Origin of the sequence: Streptomyces profundus, from assembly GCF_020740535.1 — a bacterium.
Classification (GTDB): Bacteria; Actinomycetota; Actinomycetes; order Streptomycetales; family Streptomycetaceae; genus Streptomyces; species Streptomyces profundus.
This window is the reverse complement of record NZ_CP082362.1, coordinates 3,235,321-3,254,920: the sequence shown is the minus strand read 5'-3', so window position 1 is coordinate 3,254,920 and position 19,600 is coordinate 3,235,321. Positions and strand designations below refer to the sequence as shown.

Annotated in this window: 14 protein-coding genes and 1 pseudogene; 4 read left to right on the top strand and 11 right to left on the bottom strand. The window is 72.4% G+C overall.

All coding sequences use genetic code 11. The features are described from left to right. Nucleotides 1-7: 7 nt before the first annotated feature. Entirely contained in the window at nucleotides 8-1,093 is a 1,086-nt protein-coding gene (locus K4G22_RS14170) for a hypothetical protein (RefSeq protein WP_228080598.1), read from the bottom strand. A 164-nt stretch (nucleotides 1,094-1,257) separates the two neighbouring features. Between K4G22_RS14170 and K4G22_RS14165 the strand changes: the two genes are divergently transcribed. Then, the gene (locus tag K4G22_RS14165) at nucleotides 1,258-3,480 is read left to right on the top strand and encodes a terpene synthase family protein (RefSeq protein ID WP_228080597.1); all 2,223 of its coding nucleotides are present in this window, start codon (nucleotides 1,258-1,260) and stop codon (nucleotides 3,478-3,480) included. A 52-nt stretch (nucleotides 3,481-3,532) separates the two neighbouring features. Here K4G22_RS14165 and K4G22_RS14160 read toward each other — a convergent pair whose 3' ends face one another. Together K4G22_RS14160 and K4G22_RS14155 are read right to left on the bottom strand one after the other, a co-directional pair. Then, nucleotides 3,533-5,821 (bottom strand): rhamnogalacturonan lyase, encoded by a 2,289-nt coding sequence (locus K4G22_RS14160; protein WP_228080596.1) that lies wholly within the window; start codon nucleotides 5,819-5,821, stop codon nucleotides 3,533-3,535. Nucleotides 5,822-6,853: 1,032 nt separating this feature from the next. Further along, nucleotides 6,854-8,044, bottom strand: coding sequence for an RNA-guided endonuclease InsQ/TnpB family protein (locus K4G22_RS14155; RefSeq protein WP_228084079.1), 1,191 nt, complete (start codon nucleotides 8,042-8,044; stop codon nucleotides 6,854-6,856). Between the two features lie 165 nt (nucleotides 8,045-8,209). Here K4G22_RS14155 and K4G22_RS14150 point away from each other — a divergent pair, with 165 nt between their 5' ends. Continuing rightward, nucleotides 8,210-8,851, top strand: a complete 642-nt coding sequence (locus K4G22_RS14150) for a sensor domain-containing protein (protein WP_228080595.1) — start codon at nucleotides 8,210-8,212, stop codon at nucleotides 8,849-8,851. Between the two features lie 190 nt (nucleotides 8,852-9,041). Here the strand turns inward: K4G22_RS14150 and K4G22_RS14145 are convergent, their stop codons facing one another. The 5 genes from K4G22_RS14145 to K4G22_RS14125 all read right to left on the bottom strand — a co-directional run bounded on the left by K4G22_RS14145 (nucleotide 9,042) and on the right by K4G22_RS14125 (nucleotide 13,802). Beyond that, on the bottom strand, nucleotides 9,042-9,248 hold the full coding sequence (locus K4G22_RS14145; protein WP_228080594.1) for a cold-shock protein: 207 nt from the start codon (nucleotides 9,246-9,248) through the stop codon (nucleotides 9,042-9,044). Nucleotides 9,249-9,479: 231 nt separating this feature from the next. Beyond that, nucleotides 9,480-11,357 carry a hypothetical protein gene (locus K4G22_RS14140; protein ID WP_228080593.1) on the bottom strand — a complete coding sequence of 626 codons (1,878 nt, stop codon included), beginning with the start codon at nucleotides 11,355-11,357 and terminating at the stop codon, nucleotides 9,480-9,482. Nucleotides 11,358-11,439: 82 nt separating this feature from the next. Next, complete coding sequence (locus tag K4G22_RS14135) at nucleotides 11,440-12,075, bottom strand: MBL fold metallo-hydrolase (protein ID WP_228080592.1); 636 nt, start codon at nucleotides 12,073-12,075, stop codon at nucleotides 11,440-11,442. After that, a complete protein-coding gene (locus K4G22_RS14130; RefSeq protein WP_228080591.1) occupies nucleotides 12,072-13,157 on the bottom strand; it encodes an S-(hydroxymethyl)mycothiol dehydrogenase in 1,086 nt (361 codons plus the stop codon). Before K4G22_RS14130 ends, K4G22_RS14135 begins: the two co-directional genes overlap by 4 nt. A gap of 114 nt (nucleotides 13,158-13,271) precedes the next feature. Beyond that, nucleotides 13,272-13,802, bottom strand: coding sequence for a hypothetical protein (locus tag K4G22_RS14125; protein WP_228080590.1), 531 nt, complete (start codon nucleotides 13,800-13,802; stop codon nucleotides 13,272-13,274). Nucleotides 13,803-14,145: 343 nt separating this feature from the next. On the opposite strand from K4G22_RS14125, the gene K4G22_RS14120 reads away from it, so the two are divergent. Both K4G22_RS14120 and K4G22_RS14115 read left to right on the top strand, forming a co-directional pair. Then, complete coding sequence (locus K4G22_RS14120; protein ID WP_228080589.1) at nucleotides 14,146-14,574, top strand: pyridoxamine 5'-phosphate oxidase family protein; 429 nt, start codon at nucleotides 14,146-14,148, stop codon at nucleotides 14,572-14,574. A gap of 78 nt (nucleotides 14,575-14,652) precedes the next feature. After that, the gene (locus K4G22_RS14115) at nucleotides 14,653-15,570 is read left to right on the top strand and encodes a DUF6891 domain-containing protein (protein WP_228080588.1); all 918 of its coding nucleotides are present in this window, start codon (nucleotides 14,653-14,655) and stop codon (nucleotides 15,568-15,570) included. Between the two features lie 88 nt (nucleotides 15,571-15,658). Here the strand turns inward: K4G22_RS14115 and K4G22_RS14110 are convergent, their stop codons facing one another. The 3 genes and pseudogenes from K4G22_RS14110 to K4G22_RS14100 form a co-directional block, all read right to left on the bottom strand. After that, entirely contained in the window at nucleotides 15,659-17,956 is a 2,298-nt protein-coding gene (locus tag K4G22_RS14110; RefSeq protein WP_228080587.1) for a heavy metal translocating P-type ATPase, read from the bottom strand. Between the two features lie 68 nt (nucleotides 17,957-18,024). After that, entirely contained in the window at nucleotides 18,025-18,975 is a 951-nt protein-coding gene (locus K4G22_RS14105; protein ID WP_228080586.1) for a hypothetical protein, read from the bottom strand. Nucleotides 18,976-19,136: 161 nt separating this feature from the next. After that, a pseudogene (locus tag K4G22_RS14100) lies at nucleotides 19,137-19,460 on the bottom strand (heavy-metal-associated domain-containing protein); the annotation flags it as partial. Between the last annotated feature and the right edge of the window lie 140 nt (nucleotides 19,461-19,600).

Here is a 19,600-nt window from a genome sequence, read left to right as displayed (position 1 = left end):
GGACGGCTCAGTCCCCGCCGCCCCCGCCGCCGCCCCCGCCGCCCCCGTCGCCGCCCCCGCCGCCGGAGCCGCCCCCGTCGCCGCCGGAGCCGCCGTCGTGCCAGCCGTCGCCCGAGGCGCCAGGACCCGAGTCGTCCCGGTGTTCGCCGAGCCCGGTGTACCAGTGCGCCGCCCAGAGCAGCGGATCGTTGGGGCGCGGCACGGGGCGGGGGCTGCCGAAGCGGACGGTGCCCACCGCGTCCCCCAGGCCGAAGGAGACCGCGAGGAGATGGGCCGCCACGGCGTCCAGCGGGTCGGCGCTGGCATGGCGGATCTCGGCCAACGGCAGCAGCGCGCCGCCCGCCGGGGAACGTCGCGCGGCGGGGCGGGTGAGCTCCGCGACCGCCTCGCCGTCGCGGGTGAGCCGGGAGCCCCGGCGGGATGTCCTGGTCAGCCGCCACTCGCCGGCGTCCGCCCGCAGGGTGACGGCGTTCTTGGCGGCCCGCCAGCCGAACGTGGCGCCGAGCGCCGCCCGTTGCTCGCCCACCGTCACATCGAGGCCGTCCACGGCGCCCCGCTCGTCGTTGATCCAGCCGAGCGGGCCGCGCAGCCGCACCGGCGGCGCGCCCCTCGTCCACACGTCGGCGCGGACCAGGCGGCGGTCCACGGCCACCTGGATCGGGTGGCCGTGCGGGCCCTGGGCCTGCCGGCGCGCGATCCACAGCGGGACGGCGTCCCGCTCGGCCAGCGCCGCCGCCTTCCAGACGACCTCCCGGCCGCCGGCGAGGCGGACGGCGCTCTCGCCGAGCGCGGCGGCGAACGCGGCGACGTTCCGCACGCCGACCGGCACCGCCGCCCCGCTGGCGCGGGTCACCGGCAGGACGCCCGGGCCCTGCGGGAGTTCCGCCAGGGGGCGTTCGCTGCCGCCGCCGCCGAGCCAGGCGCCGCGCAGATAGGCGTCGGCGATCGCCACCAGCCGCAGCTCGGCCAGCGGGGTGCGCCGCCGGCCGACCCGCAGCTCCGTCGCGCCGAGCTCGACGGGCGGCGCCCCGAGCGGATTCCAGGATCGTCTCTCCGCGTAGTGCGCACCGCTGTTCGCGTTCATACCGTTCATCGGCGTGGATTTCCCCTGTCTCGCGTCCCGGTTCCGGCCGGACACCCAACTCATATGACTTATTGGGTACTTGGGTAGTTCCACCGAACGGCGGGTAAGGCTGGGCCGATCGGGCGTGGTGAAAACGCGAGGAACGGCAAGGACAGGGCGGAAAAGACGAGATCATGGCACAGCCGTTTGATTTGCCGGACTTCTATCTGCCGCACCCAGCGCGGCTCAACCCCCATCTGGAGCACGCCAGATCACACACCAGAGCCTGGGCGCACCGCATGGGAATGCTGGAGGGCTCGGGCATCTGGACGGAGAGCGATCTTGAGGCGCACGACTACGCGCTGCTCTGCGCCTACACCCACCCCGACACATCGGCCGAGGGATTAGCCCTGGTCACCGACTGGTATGTGTGGGTCTTCTTCTTCGACGACCACTTTCTTGAGATCTTCAAACGCTCCCAGGACCGCGAGGGCGGCAAGGCGTATCTGGATCGGCTGCCCGCCTTCATGCCCATGGACGGAACGCCGCCCCCCGAGCCGACCAACCCCGTCGAGGCCGGCCTCGCCGATCTCTGGGCGCGCACCATCCCCGCGATGTCGGCGGACTGGCGGGCCAGGTTCGCCGAGAGCACGGAGCATCTCCTCAACGAGTCGCTCTGGGAGCTGTCCAACATCAACGTCGGCCGGGTGCCCAACCCCGTCGAGTACATCGAGATGCGCCGCAAGGTCGGCGGCGCCCCCTGGTCGGCCGGCCTGGTCGAGTACGCCACGGGCACCGAGGTGCCGGCCCGGGTCGCGTCCAGCCGCCCGCTGCGGGTGCTCCGCGACACCTTCTCGGACGGCGTGCATCTGCGCAACGACCTCTTCTCCTACCAGCGCGAGACGGAGGAGGAGGGCGAACTCAGCAACGGCGTGCTGGTGTTGGAGACGTTCCTCGACTGCACCACCCAGCAGGCCGCCACCGCCGTCAACGACATGCTGACGTCACGTCTCCAGCAGTTCGAGCACACCACGCTCACCGAGCTGGCGCCGCTCTTCGCCGAGACCGGCCTCGACCCGGTCGAGCAGGCCGCCGTGCTCGCCTATGTGAAGGGCCTCCAGGACTGGCAGTCCGGCGGCCACGAGTGGCATCTGCGCTCCAGCCGCTATATGAACGAGGGCGCCGTCGACGCGGGCGCCGGCGGGCCCACGTTCGGCGCGTTGCCCCTGGTCCCCACGGGCCTGGGCACCTCGGCGGCCGATCTCCCGCGCGTCGTCGGCCGGTTGGGCTCCCGCCGGCTGCGCACCTTCAGCCATCTGCCGCATCCGGTCGGGCCCTCCCGACTCCCGGACTTCGAGATGCCGTTCAAGGTGCGGCTGAGCCCGCATCTGAACGCCTCGCGGCGCCATGTGGTCGAGTGGGCGCATCGGATGGGTCTGCTGCGGCCCCAGCCGGGCCATCCCGCCTCCTATGTCTGGGACGAGGCCGATCTGGTCGACTTCGACTTCCCGCTCTGCGCCGCCGGCATCCACCCGGACGCGCCCGAGGAGGGGCTCCACCTCACCTCCTGCTGGCTCACCTGGGGCACCTACGGCGACGACTACTTCCCCGCCGTCTTCGGCCGGTCCCGCGATCTGGTCGGCGCCCGCGCCTGCGTGGCCCGGATGTCCGCCTTCATGCCCGTCGACGGGAGTCCGCCCGCCGCGCCGGTCAACGCGCTGGAGCGCTCCCTCGCCGATCTCTGGGCCAGGACGGCGGCCCCGATGGGCCAGGAGGCGCGGCGCACCTTCCGGGCCACCATCGAGACCATGGTCAACAGCTGGGTCTGGGAGCTGGAGAACCAGGCGTGGAACCGCGTGCCCGATCCGGTGGACTACATCGAGATGCGCCGGATGACGTTCGGCTCCGACCTCACGATGAGCCTCTGCCGCCTGGGCCACGGCCGGAGCGTCCCGCCCGAGGTCTACCGCAGCGGCCCCATGCGTTCCCTGGAGAACGCGGCGGCCGACTACGCGGCGCTGCTCAACGACGTCTTCTCGTACCAGAAGGAGATCGAGTTCGAGGGCGAGATCCACAACGGCGTGCTCGTGGTCCAGAACTTCTTCGACTGCGACTACCCGACGGGCCTGGCCATCGTGCACGATCTGATGAAGTCCAGGATGCGCCAGTTCCAACATGTCGCCGCCCACGAACTGCCCGTGGTCTACGACGACTTCGACCTGAGCGCCGAGGCGCGTGCGGTGCTGGACGGATATGTGCGGGAGTTGGAGAACTGGCTCTCCGGCATCCTCCTGTGGCACCAGGACTGCCATCGCTACGCCGAGTCCGACCTGCGCCGCCTCCCCGGCCCCCGGGGCATCGGCACGATGGCCGCCCGGCTGCCGCAACTGGCCCTCGGGGGTGCCGCCACGCGCTGAACGGTCGGGGCCGGCCCGCCCGGGGTGTCCCGTGCGGGCCGGCGGTGGTGCGCTACCGGCGGGGCAGCGGCACGTTCGACCAGTCCATGTCCGAGGCCAGATAGAAGCTCGGATAGGCCGGCTGGTTGTAGGTGGTCTGCTGCCTCGCCACCTCAACGCGGTACTGCGGATCGTGCATCAGCGTGTAGAGCTTGTGGCCGGTCACCTCGGTGCTCACATAGATCCGCATCGCCGAGCTGTCCTCGGTGCGCACCAGCAACTCCTCGCGCCAGTCGCCCAGGACGTCGGCGACCAGCGAGGGGTTGCCCTTGGTGTGGTTGTTGGTGCGGGTGCCCTCGGCCGTCAGCAGCCGGCCGCGCGTCCAGTCGTCCACGGTCGGCGTCTCGTCCAACGCCCCGTTGACCAGCTGGGTGGTGGGCTCGGGCCCGAAGCGGATGCTCATGTTGGTGCCGGGGATGTCCGTGCCCAACTGCTCGCCGCCCGCGCTCCACAGGCCGACGCCATGGGAGCCCCAGGTCTCCAGGCCGGGAACGTCCGGGTCGATGTCGCCGATCATCCCGCGCCCGGTGTCCACACCGGTGTAACCGCCGTGGAGCACCTCGCCGGTGGCGGCGTCGCGCAGGGCATAGCCGAGCGGGGCCCAGGCACCGCCCTCGTGCACGGTGTAGATCTCAAGCCCCGGGCGGTCGGGGTCGATGTCCGCCACATGCATGGCGTCCCCATGGCCCAGTCTGGCCTCCTCGCCCGGCGTCGCGCTCTCCGGCGGCATGAGGTACGCCGAACTGTAGAGCAGGCTGCCGTCGTCGTCGATGGTGGCGGAGCCGTAGACGATCTCCTGCCGGCCGTCGCCGTCCACATCGGCCGAACTCAGCGAGTGGAAGCCCTGGGTGGTCAGCGTGCCGAACTCCGGATCGGTGCCGTCCACGCCGTGCGGGGAGTCGTTGAACGGGTTGGACATCGGGGCGAACCCGCTGTCCACGGTCCACTCCTGACGCAGCTTCCTGCCGTCCCAGCGGTAGGCGGCCAGGGTGCTCCTGGTGTAGTAGCCACGGGCGAAGACGGCCGAGGGGGTGCGCCCGTCGAGGTAGGCCACGGTGGCGAGGAACCGGTCGACGCGGTTGCCCGGCTCGATCCGGTTCATGGCGTAGTCGCCCCACATCAGCCCGTCGTCATGTCGGTCGGGCCAGTAGCGGACGGTGTCCAGCTCGCGTCCGCTCCTGCCGTCGATGACGGTGAGGTACTCGGGGCCGTCCAGGATGAAGCCCTCGAAGGCGCGCAGATTGTTGTTCGCACTGCGGGAGGGGGCGTAGACGTCGATGAAGTGGTCGACGAGGGCTTCCGCGTCCGTCGTGGAGAGCGGATAGGCATAGCTCGGCTCGATGCCGAACGCCTCCTCCAGCGTCGCGGGCCAGTTGCCCGCCACCACCTCGGGGTGCTCCGACCAGCCCTCGAACATCTCGACCAGATGGTGACGGTAGTCCTCCGCGCTGAGTCGGTAGTCGTCCTCATGCCCGTACCCGGCCCGGATGTCGCTTCTCGGCATGGTGATGTACCGCTCGGAGCGCACCTCGCCGCGCTCGTCATAGCGGATGATCCGACTGCCAGGGGCGGTCTTCAACATCAGCTCGGACCGGCCGTCGCCGTCGAAGTCCGCGACCAGGAACTGGGTGTAGTGCGCGCCGGCGCGCACATTGACGCCCAGGTCGACGCGGTGCAGCAGGGTCCCGTCAAGCCGGTAGGTGTCCAGGTAGACGGGCCCGGTGTAGCCGACCTGGGAGACGTCCTTGGAGTTCGACGGATCCCATTTGACGACGTACTCGTAGGCGCCGTCGCCGTCCATGTCGCCGACGCTCATGTCGTTGGCGTGGTAGGTGTACTCCTCGCCGGCCGGCGTCACCCCGTCCGCTGGCTTGCGCAGCGGGATCTCGTGGAACGCCTCGGAGGTCGGGGCGACGGGGGCGCTCGGGCGCTGCTCGCGCCCCTCGACCACGGCGGCCACCCGGTAGCTGGACTCCGGGGTGCCGCCCTCGTCGAGGAAGTTGGTGCTGTCGGTGACCGTGGTCAGGGCCTCACCGTCGCGGTAGACGACGAAGTCCGGCCCGGCGACGCCGGTTTCGGTGTGTCCTGTGGCCTCGGGGCCGAGCAGCCGCCAGCTCAGGAACACCCCCTCGTCGGTGCTGATGGCCGTAAGGCCCCGGTCGAGCCGTTCCATCCGGGGCCCGGAGGCATGGCCCCCAGGGCCGCCGTGGCCGCCGTGGTCACCGGGCTGGCCCTGGGCCAGGGGGGCGCCGGTGGCCAGCAGGCCGGCCGCCAGGAGGGCGACACCGAGCCGGCGTCTCACGCCGTTCGGGTGCCGGTTGCCTCGCCGTCGAGGTCGCATCGGAGGTCCTTCCGCTGTGCGGATGCGGGTTGAGTCGTTTCAATCAGATCGAGTGGGCGCGACAGTATGAGCGCGACCGGGATCGGTCAAGGGGGTGGGTAAGGGCTTTCTACGCGACGCGGGCCCTCCCGGCGGGTGGGAGCGGTGCCGTCCCGGCGGGTGGGAGCGGTGCCCTCCCGGCGGGTGGGAGCCGTCCGGGGTGCTGGTCGTCTGGGTGGGTGGGGGTCGGACCCTCCTGGCGGGTGGGGGTCGTCCGGGGTGGTGGGTTTGCCGCCCTGGGGTGTGCCGCGGTGGGCTTGCCGCCCTGGGCTACGTCGCGTTGGGGTTGCCGTCCTGGGCTGTGCCGCGTTGCGGTTGTTGCCATGAGGTGCGTCGCGTTGCGGTTGCCGCCTTGGGTTGCCGCCTTGGGTTTGCCGCCCTGGGGTGTGCCGCGGTGGGGTTGCTGCCTTGGGCTACGTCGCGTTGGGGTTGCCGCCCTGGGGTGTGCCGCGTTGCGGTTGCTGCCTTGAGGTACGTCGCCTTGGGCTTGCCACGGTGGGTTGCCGCCTTGGGGTTGCCGTCCTGGTGGGTGGGGGTGTCGGCGGTGCGGGCCTGTCGTCTGGTGGGTGGGGGGAGGGTGCACGGGCGGGGGTGTCGGCGGGTACACCCTCGCCCGGGTGGTGGCCGGGCTGACGTCGACTCCCGTCCCCGGAAGGATCGTTGATACCGGCCCTTGGGGCGCGGGCCGCTGCGCGGGACCGTGCGGGGCGCGGGGCCGTGGTGGGGCCGAAGCGGTGTGGCCGTGGGACGTGGCGCGAGGGGGGCGTGGGGCGTGGTGCCGTGCGTCGGAACGCGGCGGGATTCGGTGGGGCCGAGGTGGGGCGGGCGTAGTCGTGTCTCCAGTTGGCTGTGGTCAGCGGTGGTCCGTTTATGTCAACTCAGAGCGATTTCAAGGGACTTAAGGAAGCGCAGTGAGCTCGTTGACTTCCTCCCCCTCGTGAACGAGGGGGATTCCTACGGCTCGCGCCGTGGGGTTTTCTGCTTCGTCGCCGACTGCCCGCCCGGAGGACTCCGTTGAGGTCTTACACCAGCTCCACAGACAGACACCGTCAGCCCGACGGCCAGCAGGTTGCGCGCCGCGTTCACGTCCCGGTCATGGGTCGCCCCGCAACCGCCGCACGTCCAGACCCGGACGTGCAGCGGCATCCCACTTCGTACGGCGCCGCAGGTCGAGCACAGCTTGGAGGAGGGGAAGAAACGGTCGACCGCGATCACTTCCCGCCCGTACCAGGCCGCCTTGTACTCCAGCATGCTCCGGAACTCCGACCACGCCGCGTCCGAGATGGCGCGGGCCAGAGAGTGGTTTCGCACCATGTTCCGAACCGCGAGGTCCTCGATCACGAGCGTTTGGTGTTCACGCACGAGTCGAGTGGTCAGCTGGTGCAGGTGGTCCCGCCTACGGTCAGCGATCCGGGCATACACCCGGGCGACCTTCCGGCGGGCCTTGGCGCGGTTGGCCCCATCCCCCGCGGCCTTACGGGCCAGCCGCCGCTGGGCCTTCGCGAGACGGGCACGATCCGCACGCTCGTGCCTCGGGTTGGTGATCTTCTCGCCGGTGGAGAGGGTCAGCAGGTGGTCGAGTCCGACATCGATACCGACGGCCGTGTCGGTGGCCGGGAGCGGCTGAATGGTCGGGTCCTGGACCAGCAGGGACACGTGCCAGCGTCCGGCGGCGTCCTGGGAGACGGTCACCGTGGACGGCGACGCACCTTCGGGGAGCGGGCGGGACCACACGATGCCCAGCGGCTCCGCCATCTTCGCCAAGGTCAGCCGGCCGTCCCGGAGCCGGAACGCGGAGGTGGTGTACTCCGCCGACTTCCGCGATCGCTTCCGCGACTTGAAACGCGGGTACTTGGCTCGCTTGTCGAAGAAGTTGGTGAACGCTCCCTGGAGGTGCCGAAGCGCCTGCTGGAGCGGGACGGAGGAGACGTCGTTGAGGTAGGCGAACTCCTCGGTCCTCTTCCAGGCCGTCAGCATGGCCGAGGTCTGGTGGTAGTTCACCCGCTCCTGCCGCGTCCACGCTTCCGTACGCGCGGCAAGGGCCAGGTTGTAGACCTTCCGCACGCATCCGAAGGTGCGCGACAGCTCCGCCGCCTGCGCATCCGTCGGATAGCAGCGGTACTTCAACGCCCGCTTCACGTGCATGGTCTTCACAGTTCACATGATAAGGGATCAATTAGTGGTGAACTGCCGGTCGTTGCTGGTAGACGCCGGTCCGCCCTGACGGCGAACCGGCTTCCCCTGCCCTGCTCCGCAGGAGCCTCGTTTCCACCCCCGGCTGAAGCCGGGGATATCCACAAAGGAGTCCCGATGAACTCGACACAGGCGGGTGCTTCGGTGGGGTACGCGGTGGAGGGCCGAGTGGCCGGTTGGGTGCTCGCGCCCTGGCGGTCGCTGGCGCTCGCGGCGCTCACCCTGGCGGTCTCCGTGCCGCTCCTCTGCTTGGCCGTGGTGTCCATCTGCCTGATCCCGGTCGGGGTCGGGCTGTACACCACCCCGGTGCTCTTCGGCTGGATCGGGGCGTTGGCGGACCATCGGCGTGCGCTGGCGACGCGGTGGAGTGGGCTGTCCCTGCCCGCCCGGCGGGAGCTCCCCGCGCGCGGCGAGGCTCACGCGCCGGCGCGCACTCTCGCGCTGCTGAGGGAAGGGGCCAGTTGGCGGCAGCTGTGGTGGTTGCTGACGGATTTGACCGCCGGATGCCTGGTCGCCCTGCTGCCCGCCGGGCTGATCGCACAGGGCGTGTACGGCTATGTGCTGGCGGCCGGAGTATGGGAACCGATTCACCGGGCGGACGGCACCCACTGGTATGCGTTTGTGCCGGTGAGCGATCAGCAGACGGCGAATCTCGCGGCGCTTGTCGGCACCGGCGCACTCGTGCTCGGGATGGTCATCGGGCGCGCCTGCCTGCGCGGCCACTTGCGAACCACCGGCGCCGCGCTGGGAACTTCGTGAATCGCGGATGAACCACCGCCGGCCCGCGGCAGCGGCCCCGATCGGGGAGATCCGCTTCGGGGCCGGAGCGGCGGCCGGGAACGCGTTCGCGCTCCGGCCTTCCGGCCCGGCGCGCACGGGGCGCGCGAACGCGTTCGGCCGGGGACGCGCCACGCTGGGCGCGCCCCCGGCCGAACGGTGTCTCCCCAGGTCAGGCGATGGGGGAGATGTTCTCCGCCTGCGGGCCCTTCTGGCCCTGGGTCACGTCGAACTCGACCCGCTGGCCTTCCTGGAGCTCGCGGAAGCCCTGGGCGGCGATGTTGGAGTAGTGCGCGAAGACGTCAGCGCCGCCGCCGTCCTGCTGAATGAAGCCGTAGCCCTTTTCCGAGTTGAACCACTTGACGGTTCCGGAAGCCATACCTTTTCTCCTGCTGAATTCAATGCCAGCCCCACACTTTGTGGAGCTGAATTGTCGCCGCAATGAGCCCGTCTGGAAATGGCCGGCACAAAAAACGCGCCTGCGGGCCATATCCCGCCAGGCGCATAAAACGTTCATGGGTAACATGACTGCAACGCCGCCCAGCCTAGCACGGGCGATGCCGAATCGGGAGGCAAAACGTTATCGCGCCGCATCGGAGTCGAGCCGGTCTCAAGGGGCGCGATCGGGTCCCGCGAGGTCGAGCGCCGTGCCCAGGCGGAGCCCGCCGGGAGCGCGCAGCGGGCCGGTGGCGAAGCGGTGCCAGGCGTCGGCGTCGTCGCCCAGCGCCTCGGTGATCACCGAGAGGACGGTCGGCCCCGCCGCGCCGGGCTCGGGCGCCGGCGCGCGGAGTGCCGCGAGCGCCGGCAGCGCCCTGATCGTCCTGGCATCGCCGGTGCCGGACGCCAGCACCGCCTTGGCCCAGGTCTCCTCGGCCCCCGGGTGGTCGCCCAGATGATCGGGCAGCTCCTCGGTGAGCCGGCGCAGCGCCTCGGTGGGCGCCGAATGCGTCGCCAGCAGCTCGGCGAAGGCGGGCCCCGAGCGGTAGCCGCGCACGGCGTGGCCCAGCAGTAGCCGTTCGACCAGCGCGTCGGGGGCGCCGTCGCGCACCAACTCGCTCAGGACCCCGGCCGGTTGGAAGGCGAGTTCGGTCAGCGAAGGGTCCTGTGGGAGACCGCGCCAGCCCACGCCGAGCAGCTCCCTCAGCTCGGTGAGCGACTGGTCGAAGGCGCGGTCCTCGGCGACCGGATAGGCGCCCCTGCGGAGGCGGCGGTGTCGGCGCCCGCGCTCCGCGTCCGCCAGCAGGTCGGTGGCGCGCTCCCGCAACGCGCCGCGCAGCGGGGGGAGTTCGCGGGCCAGGGTGCGCAGCCAGTCGATCTGTTCCGGTCGGCAGAGGGGGAAGTCGGGGCGTGGGCGCCAGAGTTCGAGCGCCCGGAGCGCGGTCAGCGCGAAGCGCTCCCGCAGGGCGGCGCGCGTTTCGGGCGGGGTGCGCCAGGTGTGGGAGTCCTCGGCGGTCAGCAGCGGGCCCCAGCGTTCGGTCACCGCGCGGGCGACCCAGTCGGAGGCCGTGCGGAGCCCGCGCTCCGGGGTCGCGCCGAACTCCCCGAGGTAGGCGAGCGGCAGCCGGCGGTCCCTCGCGGGCAGCGCGTCGAGGTCGTCGGCGACCAGCGCCGTCGTCTCGTCGGAGGAGTGGCCGGCCAACAGGAGCTGACAGATCCTGGTGGTGAGGGCGGCGCCGGCGAACCGTTCCAGATCGTCCTCGGCCAGGGCGACCAACAGCTCGGGGTCGACCGTCCAGGGCAGCGCGCCCAGCAGCAGCTGGTGCACGACCGTCTCGGCCTGCTCGTCGTCGAGCAGCGTCAACAGCCGGGCGTAGCGGGCGGGGTGGGCCGTCAGCACGCGGCGCCACATGGTCCGCCAGGCGGCGAGCGCCGCGCCGTGCCTGGCCACCCAGTCGCGCAGCTCCTCCCCCTCGGTCAGCTGTGCCGGCGGTCCTGGCAGCAGCGGGATCGCGGCGTCGAAGACCTCGTCGGCGAGATCGGTGGAACGGAGCAGCAGCTGGGCGGCGTCGGGTCGGTCCAGCGCCTCGGGGGTGATGGGGGCCGGCGGACGCTGGGGCAGGCGCCGGCGCAGCTCGGCCACCACGCCGGCGCGCAGGGATTCGGGCGCGCCGGCGTGCGCGAGGGCGCCCAGGTGTTGGTCCGCGCTTCCCCGGAGGGCGGCCTCCCTGGTGTCGGGCGGGCAGTCCGGATGGGAGAGGGCGACGAGCGTCAGCCGCGGGTCGGCGTGGGGCGGTTCGGCCGTCGCCGCAGCGGTCAGCAGCCAGTCGGGCGCGGTGGTCGCGCACGGTCCTGCCAACAGGGCGGCCAGCAGGGACGTCCGGTCCGGTCCCGGGGGCAGTTGGCGCGCCTGGCGCAGGGCCAGCCGGACGACGGGCGACGCGGGGTCGACGTCGCGCAGCAGCGCGTTCAGCAGGGTGGCGGGCAGCCGCACCCGGTCCGCGCCAGGACCGGGCCGGGCCTCGTCTCCCGCGAGGTCGTGCTCCGCCACGCCGATCTCCCCCTCCGCCCCGGTACGCCTTGGCGTGAGCCTATGCGTACCGGGGCGGGCGCCGGCGGGGCGGGGGCCGGGGTCAGTGGCCTCGGGCGATCCACTCCGGGAGGTGTGGTGCCTCCTCGCCGACGGTGGTGCTGTCGCCGTGGCCGGGGCGCACCACGGTGCCGTGCGGGAGGGTGAGGAGCCGCTCCCTGATCGAGTCGACGATGGTGGGGAAGTCGGAGAACGAGCGTCCGGTGGCACCCGGGCCACCCTGGAAGAGCGTGTCTCCGGAGAAGACCGTGCCGAGCGCCGGCGCGTACAGACAGATCGCGCCGGGCGCGTGCCCCGGCGTGTGCAGCACCGTCAGCTCCGTGGCGCCGATCACCAGGGTCTGCCCGTCGGCGAGTTCGCCGTCCGGCGCGCGGTCCGGGTGGGTGGCCTCCCAGAGCGGCAGATCCCCCGGGTGCAGCAGGATGGGGGCGCCGGTGCGACGGGCCAGTTCCGGTGCGGCGTTGACATGGTCGTTGTGCGCGTGGGTGGAGACGATCGCCCGCAGCGTGCGGTCGCCCACGGCCTCGGCGATGGCGTCGGCGTCATGGGCCGCGTCCACCACCAGCACCTCGCTGTCGTCGCCGACGAGCCAGACGTTGTTCTCCACCTCCCAGCTGCCGCCGTCAAGCTCGAAGACACCTGCGGTGACAACCCGTTCGACGCGGACGCCGCCGCTCACAGGACCACCACCGAGCGGAGGACCTCGCCCGCATGCATACGGTCGAAAGCCTCCTCGACCTGGTCGAGGTTGATCGTTTCGCTAACGAAGGCGTCCAGATCGAGTCGGCCCTGTTGATAGAGATCGATCAACATCGGGAAGTCCCGCGACGGCAGGCAGTCGCCGTACCAGGAGGACTTCAGCGCCCCGCCCCGGCCGAAGACGTCCAGCAGCGGGAGGTCGATCCGCATCTCCGGGGTCGGCACCCCGACCAGGACCACCGTGCCCGCCAGATCCCGTGCGTAGAAGGCCTGTTCGTAGGTCTCCGGGCGGCCGACCGCCTCGATCACCACATCGGCGCCGAAGCCCCCCGTCAGCTCGCGGATCGCGGTGACCGGGTCCTTCTCTCCCGAGTGCACCGTGTGGGTGGCGCCGAGGCGCAGCGCGGTGGCCAGCTTGCGCTCGTCGATGTCCACCGCGATCACCTTGGCCGCGCCCGCCAGCCGGGCGCCCATGATCGCCGCGTCGCCCACGCCGCCGCAGCCGATCACGGCGACGCTGTCCCCCCGGCCGACCCCGCCGGTGTTGATCGCCGCGCCGATACCGGCCATCACGCCACAGCCGAGCAGCCCGGCGGCGGCCGGCGAGGCGGCGGGGTCGACCTTGGTGCACTGACCGGCCGCCACCAGCGTCAACTCGGCGAACGCGCCGATGCCGAGCGCCGGGCTGAGCGGCGTGCCGTCGGCCAGCGTCATGGACTGCTCGGCGTTGTGGGTGTTGAAGCAGTACTGCGGACGGCCGCGCAGACAGGCCCGACACTGCCCGCACACCGCACGCCAGTTGAGCACCACGAAGTCGCCCGGCGCGACCTCCGTCACGCCCTCCCCGACGGACTCCACCACGCCGGCCGCCTCGTGCCCCAGCAGGAAGGGGAAGTCGTCGTTGATGCCGCCCTGCTTGTAGTGCAGGTCGGTGTGGCACACCCCGCAGGTGCTCACTCGGACCAGGGCCTCGCCCGGGCCGGGATCGGGCACCAGGATCGTCTCCACCCGAACCGGCTCGTTCTTGCCGGGTGCGATCACACCGCGTACCTCATGTGCCATAAGTGCCCCTCCGGCGCTTTTGTCGATCAGGAACCAGCCATTCTGGTTCACCTCGAAGGCGTCGGAAACCCCCTACCCCCACCCGTCGGCCAACAGGCCGGGGCCCGGCGGGCCTCAGCGCGGACGGATCGGGGCGCGACCGCTCGGGGCCAGCGCGGCGAGCGCCCAACCCGTGGCCGCGCCGTAGGCGGCGTGCGGGAGCAGGTCGCTCAGCCAGTCCTTCGCCGACCAGGTGCGGGGGTCGCTCACCCCCAACACGGCCATCGGCGCGTTCGCCGCGACCAGGGCGCCCAGGGCGGCGGCCGTTCCGCCGAGCAGCGGCCCCGGCCGCCAGCCGGCCGCGCGGCCGAGCCCGAGCGCCGCACCCACGCCGACGCCGGTCGCGAGGCCGAGGAGCGGCCCGAGCCCGGTGACACGGTTGGCGCGCGCCGCGCCGTGACCAGGCACCGGCACCCGGCTGACCTCGGAGAGGCGTTCGACGGTCTCGCTCGGGGTGTCGCTTGACGCGCGTCCGCGCAGCACCATGTCCAGATAGCTGACGGCGTTGAGCGCGGTGGTGCCGGCGGCGCCGGCGACCGCGCCGCAGAGCAGACCGACCCCCGGCCCCGGCCGGAGATATGAGAGGTTCTGTCCGGTATGGCTCACGGGTCGAGGCTACGACGGGCGCCCGGGCGGCGCAGCGCGAGGGCGCGGTGTCGCGCGGTTGTCAGTGGCGGATGGCAGGCTGGGCCGGTCGCTTGGAAAAGCGGCCCGCTGATCCCGTCGACGGCCGTGTCCGGTCCTGTGCGGTCGTCGGACGATGGGGAACAGCGGCCGGTGCCAGCCGAGTTGAGCGGGTGTCGCCGTTCCGTTCGGCGGGGTCCGTCGTGTCCACGGGGGGCGCGGCGGGCCCACCCCGGCCAGGAGCGCGGTGCGTGGGCGCGTCGGGACCATCAGGGTCATGAGGGCCATCGGAACCACAAGAACCATGAGAAAGGGAACCAGGCGCATGCCACTCACTCCCCAGGAGCGCGAGAGCTTTCTGGCCGAGCCGCATATCGCGGCGTTCTCCGTGGCCTCGGGCCGCGCCGACCGCGCTCCGTTGACGGTCCCCGTCTGGTATCGGTACGAACCGGGCGGCGAGGTCTGGGTCCTGACGGGGCGTGACTCCCTGAAGCACCGTCTGCTCACCGAGGCGGGCAGGTTCACCCTGCTGGTGGAGCGGGTGGAGCCCACGGTTCGCTATGTCTCCGTCGAGGGCCCGGTGACGAGCGTGGTGGACGGCACGGAGGCCGATCTGCGCGAGGTCTCGGCCCGCTATCTGCCGCCGGAGAAGGTGGACGGCTATGTCGCGTTCGCCCTCGCCGAGCACGGTCTCTCGGTGGTGGTGCGGATGCGGCCCGAGCGCTGGTTCAGTTCGGACATGGGCGCTCTCTGACACGGCCGGCCCCGGGGTGGAGGCCCTGGGCCGGTGGTCGAGGGGCTCGTTGTCAGTGCCTCGTGGCAAGGTGTGACCATGCTGGGGATCACGGTGCTGACGGAGCGCCAGGAGCGGCACGTCCGCCCATCCGTCGATGAGTTGGCCGCGCTGGTGCGGCGGGTCGGTGGCGCGGGGGACAGGTTCCTCGTCGTGTGCCGGGTGCCGGATCTGCCGGAGTCCTTCGTCCAGCTGTGGCATGAGACGGGTGCGGACTACACCCTGGAGTACCGCGACGGCGGTCCCGAGCGGCACTTCGCCGTGCGGCTGGACGCGGTGGAACGGGTGATCGAGGCGGTGGTCGGCTGGGCGCGCCAGGAGCCCGGCTGGGACGCGGGGCTGGTCTGGGAGCCGGTCGGGCTGCCCGTTCCCCAGCCGCCCCCGCCGCTGGAGCTGGCGGAGAAGGACGAGAAGGCGCTGCTGGAGAGGATGCGCGAGCTGCTGGTCGGTGGCTACGCGACGCGGGCTGAGCTGGTGGAGGCGGCCGAGGAGTTCCTGGTCACGGCCGAGCGGCGGCCCGTCTCCAGGGAGCAGGCCCGCCAGTTGGTGGATCGGATGTGGCTGGAGCGGGTCGCCGAGCAGGCCGCTTGGGTGGGCGAGACGGATCCGGAGCGGATCACCCGGGCGTTCGACGCGCTCAGCGAGGCGGGGATCACGGCCAGGGAGCACTTCACCTGCTGCCGTGGCTGTGGGGTCGCGGAGATAGGCGGGGCGGGCGAGCCGGACGCGCGGGGCTTTGTCTTCTTCCACCACCAGTCCACCGACTCGGCCGCCGCCGGCTACGGCCTGACGCTGCACTACGGCGGGTTCGACGGCGCCGAGGAGACGACGGTTGCCGTCGGCCGCGAGGTGGTCGCCGCGCTCGGCGAGCTCGGCCTCTCAACGGACTGGAACGGCGATCCTGGCCGGGCCATCGCCGTCCCTTCGTTGGACTGGCGCCGCCGGCTTGTGGGGTGACATCGCCGCCGGGGGCAGCTAGCGGGAGCCGCCCCGGCGGTCCGGGGCGGCTCCCGTGGCTGCCGGCGGCTGCCGGCGCCGCGTCGGCTCAGGCCGCCCTGGTGGCGTGGAAGCGCCGCAGCCGAAGGCTGTTGCTGACCACGAAGACGGAGCTGAAGGCCATCGCGGCCCCGGCCAGCATCGGGTTGAGCAGGCCGGCGGCGGCCAGCGGCAGCGCGGCGACGTTGTAGGCGAAGGCCCAGAAGAGGTTGCCCTTGATGGTGCTCAGGGTGCGCCGCGCCAGTCGGATCGCGTCGCCGGCGGCCCGCAGGTCCCCGGAGACGAGGGTCAGGTCCGCCGCCTCGATGGCGACATCGGTGCCGGTGCCCATGGCCAGCCCCAGGTCCGCCGTGGCCAGGGCCGCCGCGTCGTTGACGCCGTCCCCGACCATGGCCACGGTCCGGCCCTCGCTCCGCAGCCGGGCGATCACATCGGCCTTGTCGGCGGGCAGCACCTCGGCGATCACCCGGTCGTCCTCGATGCCCACCCGCCGCGCCACCGATGCGGCGACGACCGCGTTGTCCCCGGTCAGCAGCATGGGGGTGAGCCCCAGCGCGCGGAACCGCTCGATCGCCTCCGCCGAGGTCGGCTTGATCGCGTCGGCCACCACCAGCACGCCACGCGCCGCGCCGTCCCAGGCGACCACCACGGCGGTGCGCCCCTCGGCCTCCGCCTCGGCCAGGGCCCGCGCCACCTCGGCGGGCAGCGTCAGGCCCCGGTCGGCGAGCAGGCGCGGCCGGCCCACCAGCACGGCGTGCCCGTCGACGCCGCCCCGCACGCCGAGTCCCTCGACATTGGCGAAGTCCTCGGGCGCGGGCAGCGCGCCCACCCGCTCCGTCGCGGCCTCGGCGATGGCCCGGGCGATCGGGTGCTCGGAGGCGTTCTCCACCACGCCGGCCAGCCGGAGCACCTCGTTCTCCTCCTCCCCCTCCGCCGGCCGCACCGCCAGCAGCGTCATCCGGCCCTCGGTGACCGTGCCGGTCTTGTCCAGCACGATGGTGTCCACCCGGCGGGTCGACTCCAGCACCTCGGGGCCCTTGATCAGGATGCCGAGCTGGGCGCCGCGCCCGGTGCCGACCAGCAGCGCGGTCGGTGTGGCCAGGCCGAGGGCGCAGGGGCAGGCGATGATCAGTACGGCGACCGCGGCGGTGAACGCGGCGGAGAGACCGCCGCCCGTGCCCCACCAGAAGCCGAGGGTCGCCGCGGCCAGCGCGATCACCGCGGGGACGAAGACGCCGGAGATCCGGTCGGCGAGCCGCTGCACCCGCGCCTTGCCGTTCTGCGCGTCCTCGACGAGCCTGGCCATCCTGGCGAGTTGGGTGTCGGCGCCGATCCGGGTGGCGCGCACCACCAGTCGGCCACCGGCGTTGACGGTGGCGCCGGTCACGGTGTCGCCCACGGCGACCTCGACGGGCACTGACTCCCCGGTGAGCATCGAGGCGTCCACCGCCGACGAGCCCTCGATCACCTCCCCATCGGTGGCGATCTTCTCGCCGGGACGGACGACGAAGGTGTCGCCCACGACCAGCCGCTCAACCGGGATGCGCTCCTCACGCCCACCGCGCAGCACCCCTACGTCCCGTGCGCCCAGCTCCAGCAGGGCGCGCAGCGCGGCCCCCGAACGCCGTTTGGCCCGGGCCTCGAAGTAGCGGCCGGCCAGGATGAACGTGGTGACGCCGGCCGCGGCCTCCAGGTAGATGTTGGCGGAGCCGTCGGTGCGTTCGATGGTGAACTGGAACGGATGGGTCATGCCGGCCTCGCCGGCCGTGCCGAAGAGCAGCGCGTAGAGGGACCAGCCGAGGGCGGCCAGGGTGCCCATCGACACCAACGTGTCCATGGTGGACGCGCCGTGCCTGAGGTTGGTCCAGGCGGCCCGGTGGAACGGCCAGGCGCCCCAGATCACCACGGGCCAGGCGAGGGCCAGCGAGATCCACTGCCAGTTGGTGAACTGCCAGGCCGGGACCATCGCCATGGCGATCACCGGCACGGTCAGCACGGCGGAGATCGTCAGCCGGTCGCGCAGCGCGCGCGTCCGGCCGTCCTCGGCGGAGGCCGCGGCCCCGTCCGCCGTCTCCGCCGGGCCGGGGGGCCGGTCGGGGTCGGGTGGTGGGGGCGGTGGTTCCGCGGTGTAGCCGGTGGCCTCGACCTGGGCGATCAGATCGTCCACCGTGACCCCGTCGGCGAAGTCGACCCTGGCCTTCTCGGTGGCGTAGTTGACCGTGGCGGTCACGCCCGCCAGCTTGTTGAGCCGGCGTTCGACGCGGTTGGCGCAGGCGGCGCAGGTCATTCCGCCGATCGACAGCTCCACCTGGCTGGTGTCCTCGGGGGCCGTGGTCCCGGTGCTCATGGTTCTGGTTCCCTTCGCTTCTGCCTGAGTTCGCCTGGATGGTCGACGGGGGCGCGGGCGCCCTGCCGTCAGTGCCGGTGGTCTCCGGGCTCCTCGGGGGCGGCGGGGGCGGTGTCGCCGACCCGCACCGTGAACTCGGCGGTCCGCACCTCGCCCCGGTGTTGGAAGTCCAGATACAGCCGGTATGTTCCCGCGCTCGGCACCTCGGTGTGGAAGGTGATCCCGGGACCGGCCGGGGTGACCCCGTCCCCCGGCTCGCCCTGCGGATGGACGTGCAGATAGCCGAGGTCCCCGGCGCGGAGCGCCACCAGATGGCCGTAGGCGCCGAGATACGGCTCCAGATCCGTGACGGGCTCGCCGTTCTCGTCCGCGACGGTGAGCGTCAGCTCGCTCTCGGCGCCGGCCTCGATCTCGCCGCCGAGGGTGACGCTGTAGCCGTCGACGGAGGCGGTGCGCTCGGCGGCCGGCAGCGCCCGCGGCTCGTAGGGCCCCGTGACGGCGACGTCGGCGCCGAGGGTGAGCCCGCCGGCGGGGTCGTCCGCCGGTGTGAAGTCGGCGAACACCCGGTGCTCCCCGGCCTGTTCGAAGGTGAGCGGGACGCTCCAGGTGCCGTCGGCGCTCAGCTCGGGGTGCACATGCTGGAACCCTGAGAGGTCCCGGCGGACCACGATCAGGTGTAGTTCCTTGTCGTGCGCCTCCTCGTAGTCGGTCAGCGGGGCGCCGTCCGGGCCGAGGATCCGGAACGTGAAGTCCGTGCGCTCGCCGGCGGGGAGCGGGGCCTGGTCGGGGGCCAGGGTGTAGCCGCGCTCGGAGATCTGTAGGCCACCGGGGGCTCCCCGCTCGCCGGCCCCCTCCCCACGCTCCTCGGACGCGCCGTCGTCGCCGTCGCCGTGGGCGCCGTGCGCGGCCGGCTCGGGATCGGAGCCCACCGGGCCCACCAGATGGCCGACGCCGAACGCGGCGCCGAAGGTAAGGGTGATGCCGGCCCCGAAGGCGCCGACCTTGATGGCGGTGTTCATCGCTCTGCTTCCCCGGGGTCGGACGCTGACTCTGGACGGTGGGCCCGCCGCCGGCTCGCGGCGCGAACCGGCGGCGTTCCCTCTCAGTGGCAGCCGCCGCCTCCGCAGCAGCCGCCGCCCTGCTCGGCGTCGGCGGTCGGCAGCGCGCTCGGCGCGGGGCGGACCAGCTCGTAGCCGGCCTCGTCGACGGCCGCCGCCACCGACTCCTCCGCCAGCGGGCCCTCGCTGGTGACCGTGACCAGGCCCTCGGCCAGGTCGACGCCGACCTCGCTGACGCCGGCGAGCTCGCCGAGCTCGGCGCTGACCGCGCTGACGCAGTGCCCGCAGGTCATGCCCTTGACGGTGTAGACGGTGACGGTCGTCGCTCCGGTGGAGGTGCTCATCTTCTCGATCTCCTGTCGCTGCTGCTCAGCCGCTGTTCCGCCGCTGCTCACTGGACTTGCCTGCGGTCGCGCCGTCGCCCTGGCGGTCGGCACATCGCCCATGGAATACCCCAGGGGGGTATATGTCAAGCCTGGGCGCGCCCGGGGCGCGCTCATACCCCTCAAGGGTATGACAGGCGCCGGGTGGGATCTCGCCCAGGTGGCCACGGGGGCGCCGGAGGGCGGCGCGCGGTCCCTCGCCC

Bases quoted from the DNA above. Each gene is read 5' to 3' on its own strand.
- K4G22_RS14170 (WP_228080598.1), bottom strand. From the start codon at position 1,093: ATGAACGGTATGAACGCGAACAGCGGTGCGCACTACGCGGAGAGACGA.
- K4G22_RS14165 (WP_228080597.1), top strand. From the start codon at position 1,258: ATGGCACAGCCGTTTGATTTGCCGGACTTCTATCTGCCGCACCCAGCG.
- K4G22_RS14155 (WP_228084079.1), bottom strand. From the start codon at position 8,044: ATGCACGTGAAGCGGGCGTTGAAGTACCGCTGCTATCCGACGGATGCG.
- K4G22_RS14150 (WP_228080595.1), top strand. From the start codon at position 8,210: ATGAACTCGACACAGGCGGGTGCTTCGGTGGGGTACGCGGTGGAGGGC.
- K4G22_RS14145 (WP_228080594.1), bottom strand. From the start codon at position 9,248: ATGGCTTCCGGAACCGTCAAGTGGTTCAACTCGGAAAAGGGCTACGGC.
- K4G22_RS14130 (WP_228080591.1), bottom strand. From the start codon at position 13,157: ATGGCACATGAGGTACGCGGTGTGATCGCACCCGGCAAGAACGAGCCG.
- K4G22_RS14120 (WP_228080589.1), top strand. From the start codon at position 14,146: ATGCCACTCACTCCCCAGGAGCGCGAGAGCTTTCTGGCCGAGCCGCAT.
- K4G22_RS14115 (WP_228080588.1), top strand. From the start codon at position 14,653: ATGCTGGGGATCACGGTGCTGACGGAGCGCCAGGAGCGGCACGTCCGC.
- K4G22_RS14110 (WP_228080587.1), bottom strand. From the start codon at position 17,956: ATGAGCACCGGGACCACGGCCCCCGAGGACACCAGCCAGGTGGAGCTG.
- K4G22_RS14105 (WP_228080586.1), bottom strand. From the start codon at position 18,975: ATGAACACCGCCATCAAGGTCGGCGCCTTCGGGGCCGGCATCACCCTT.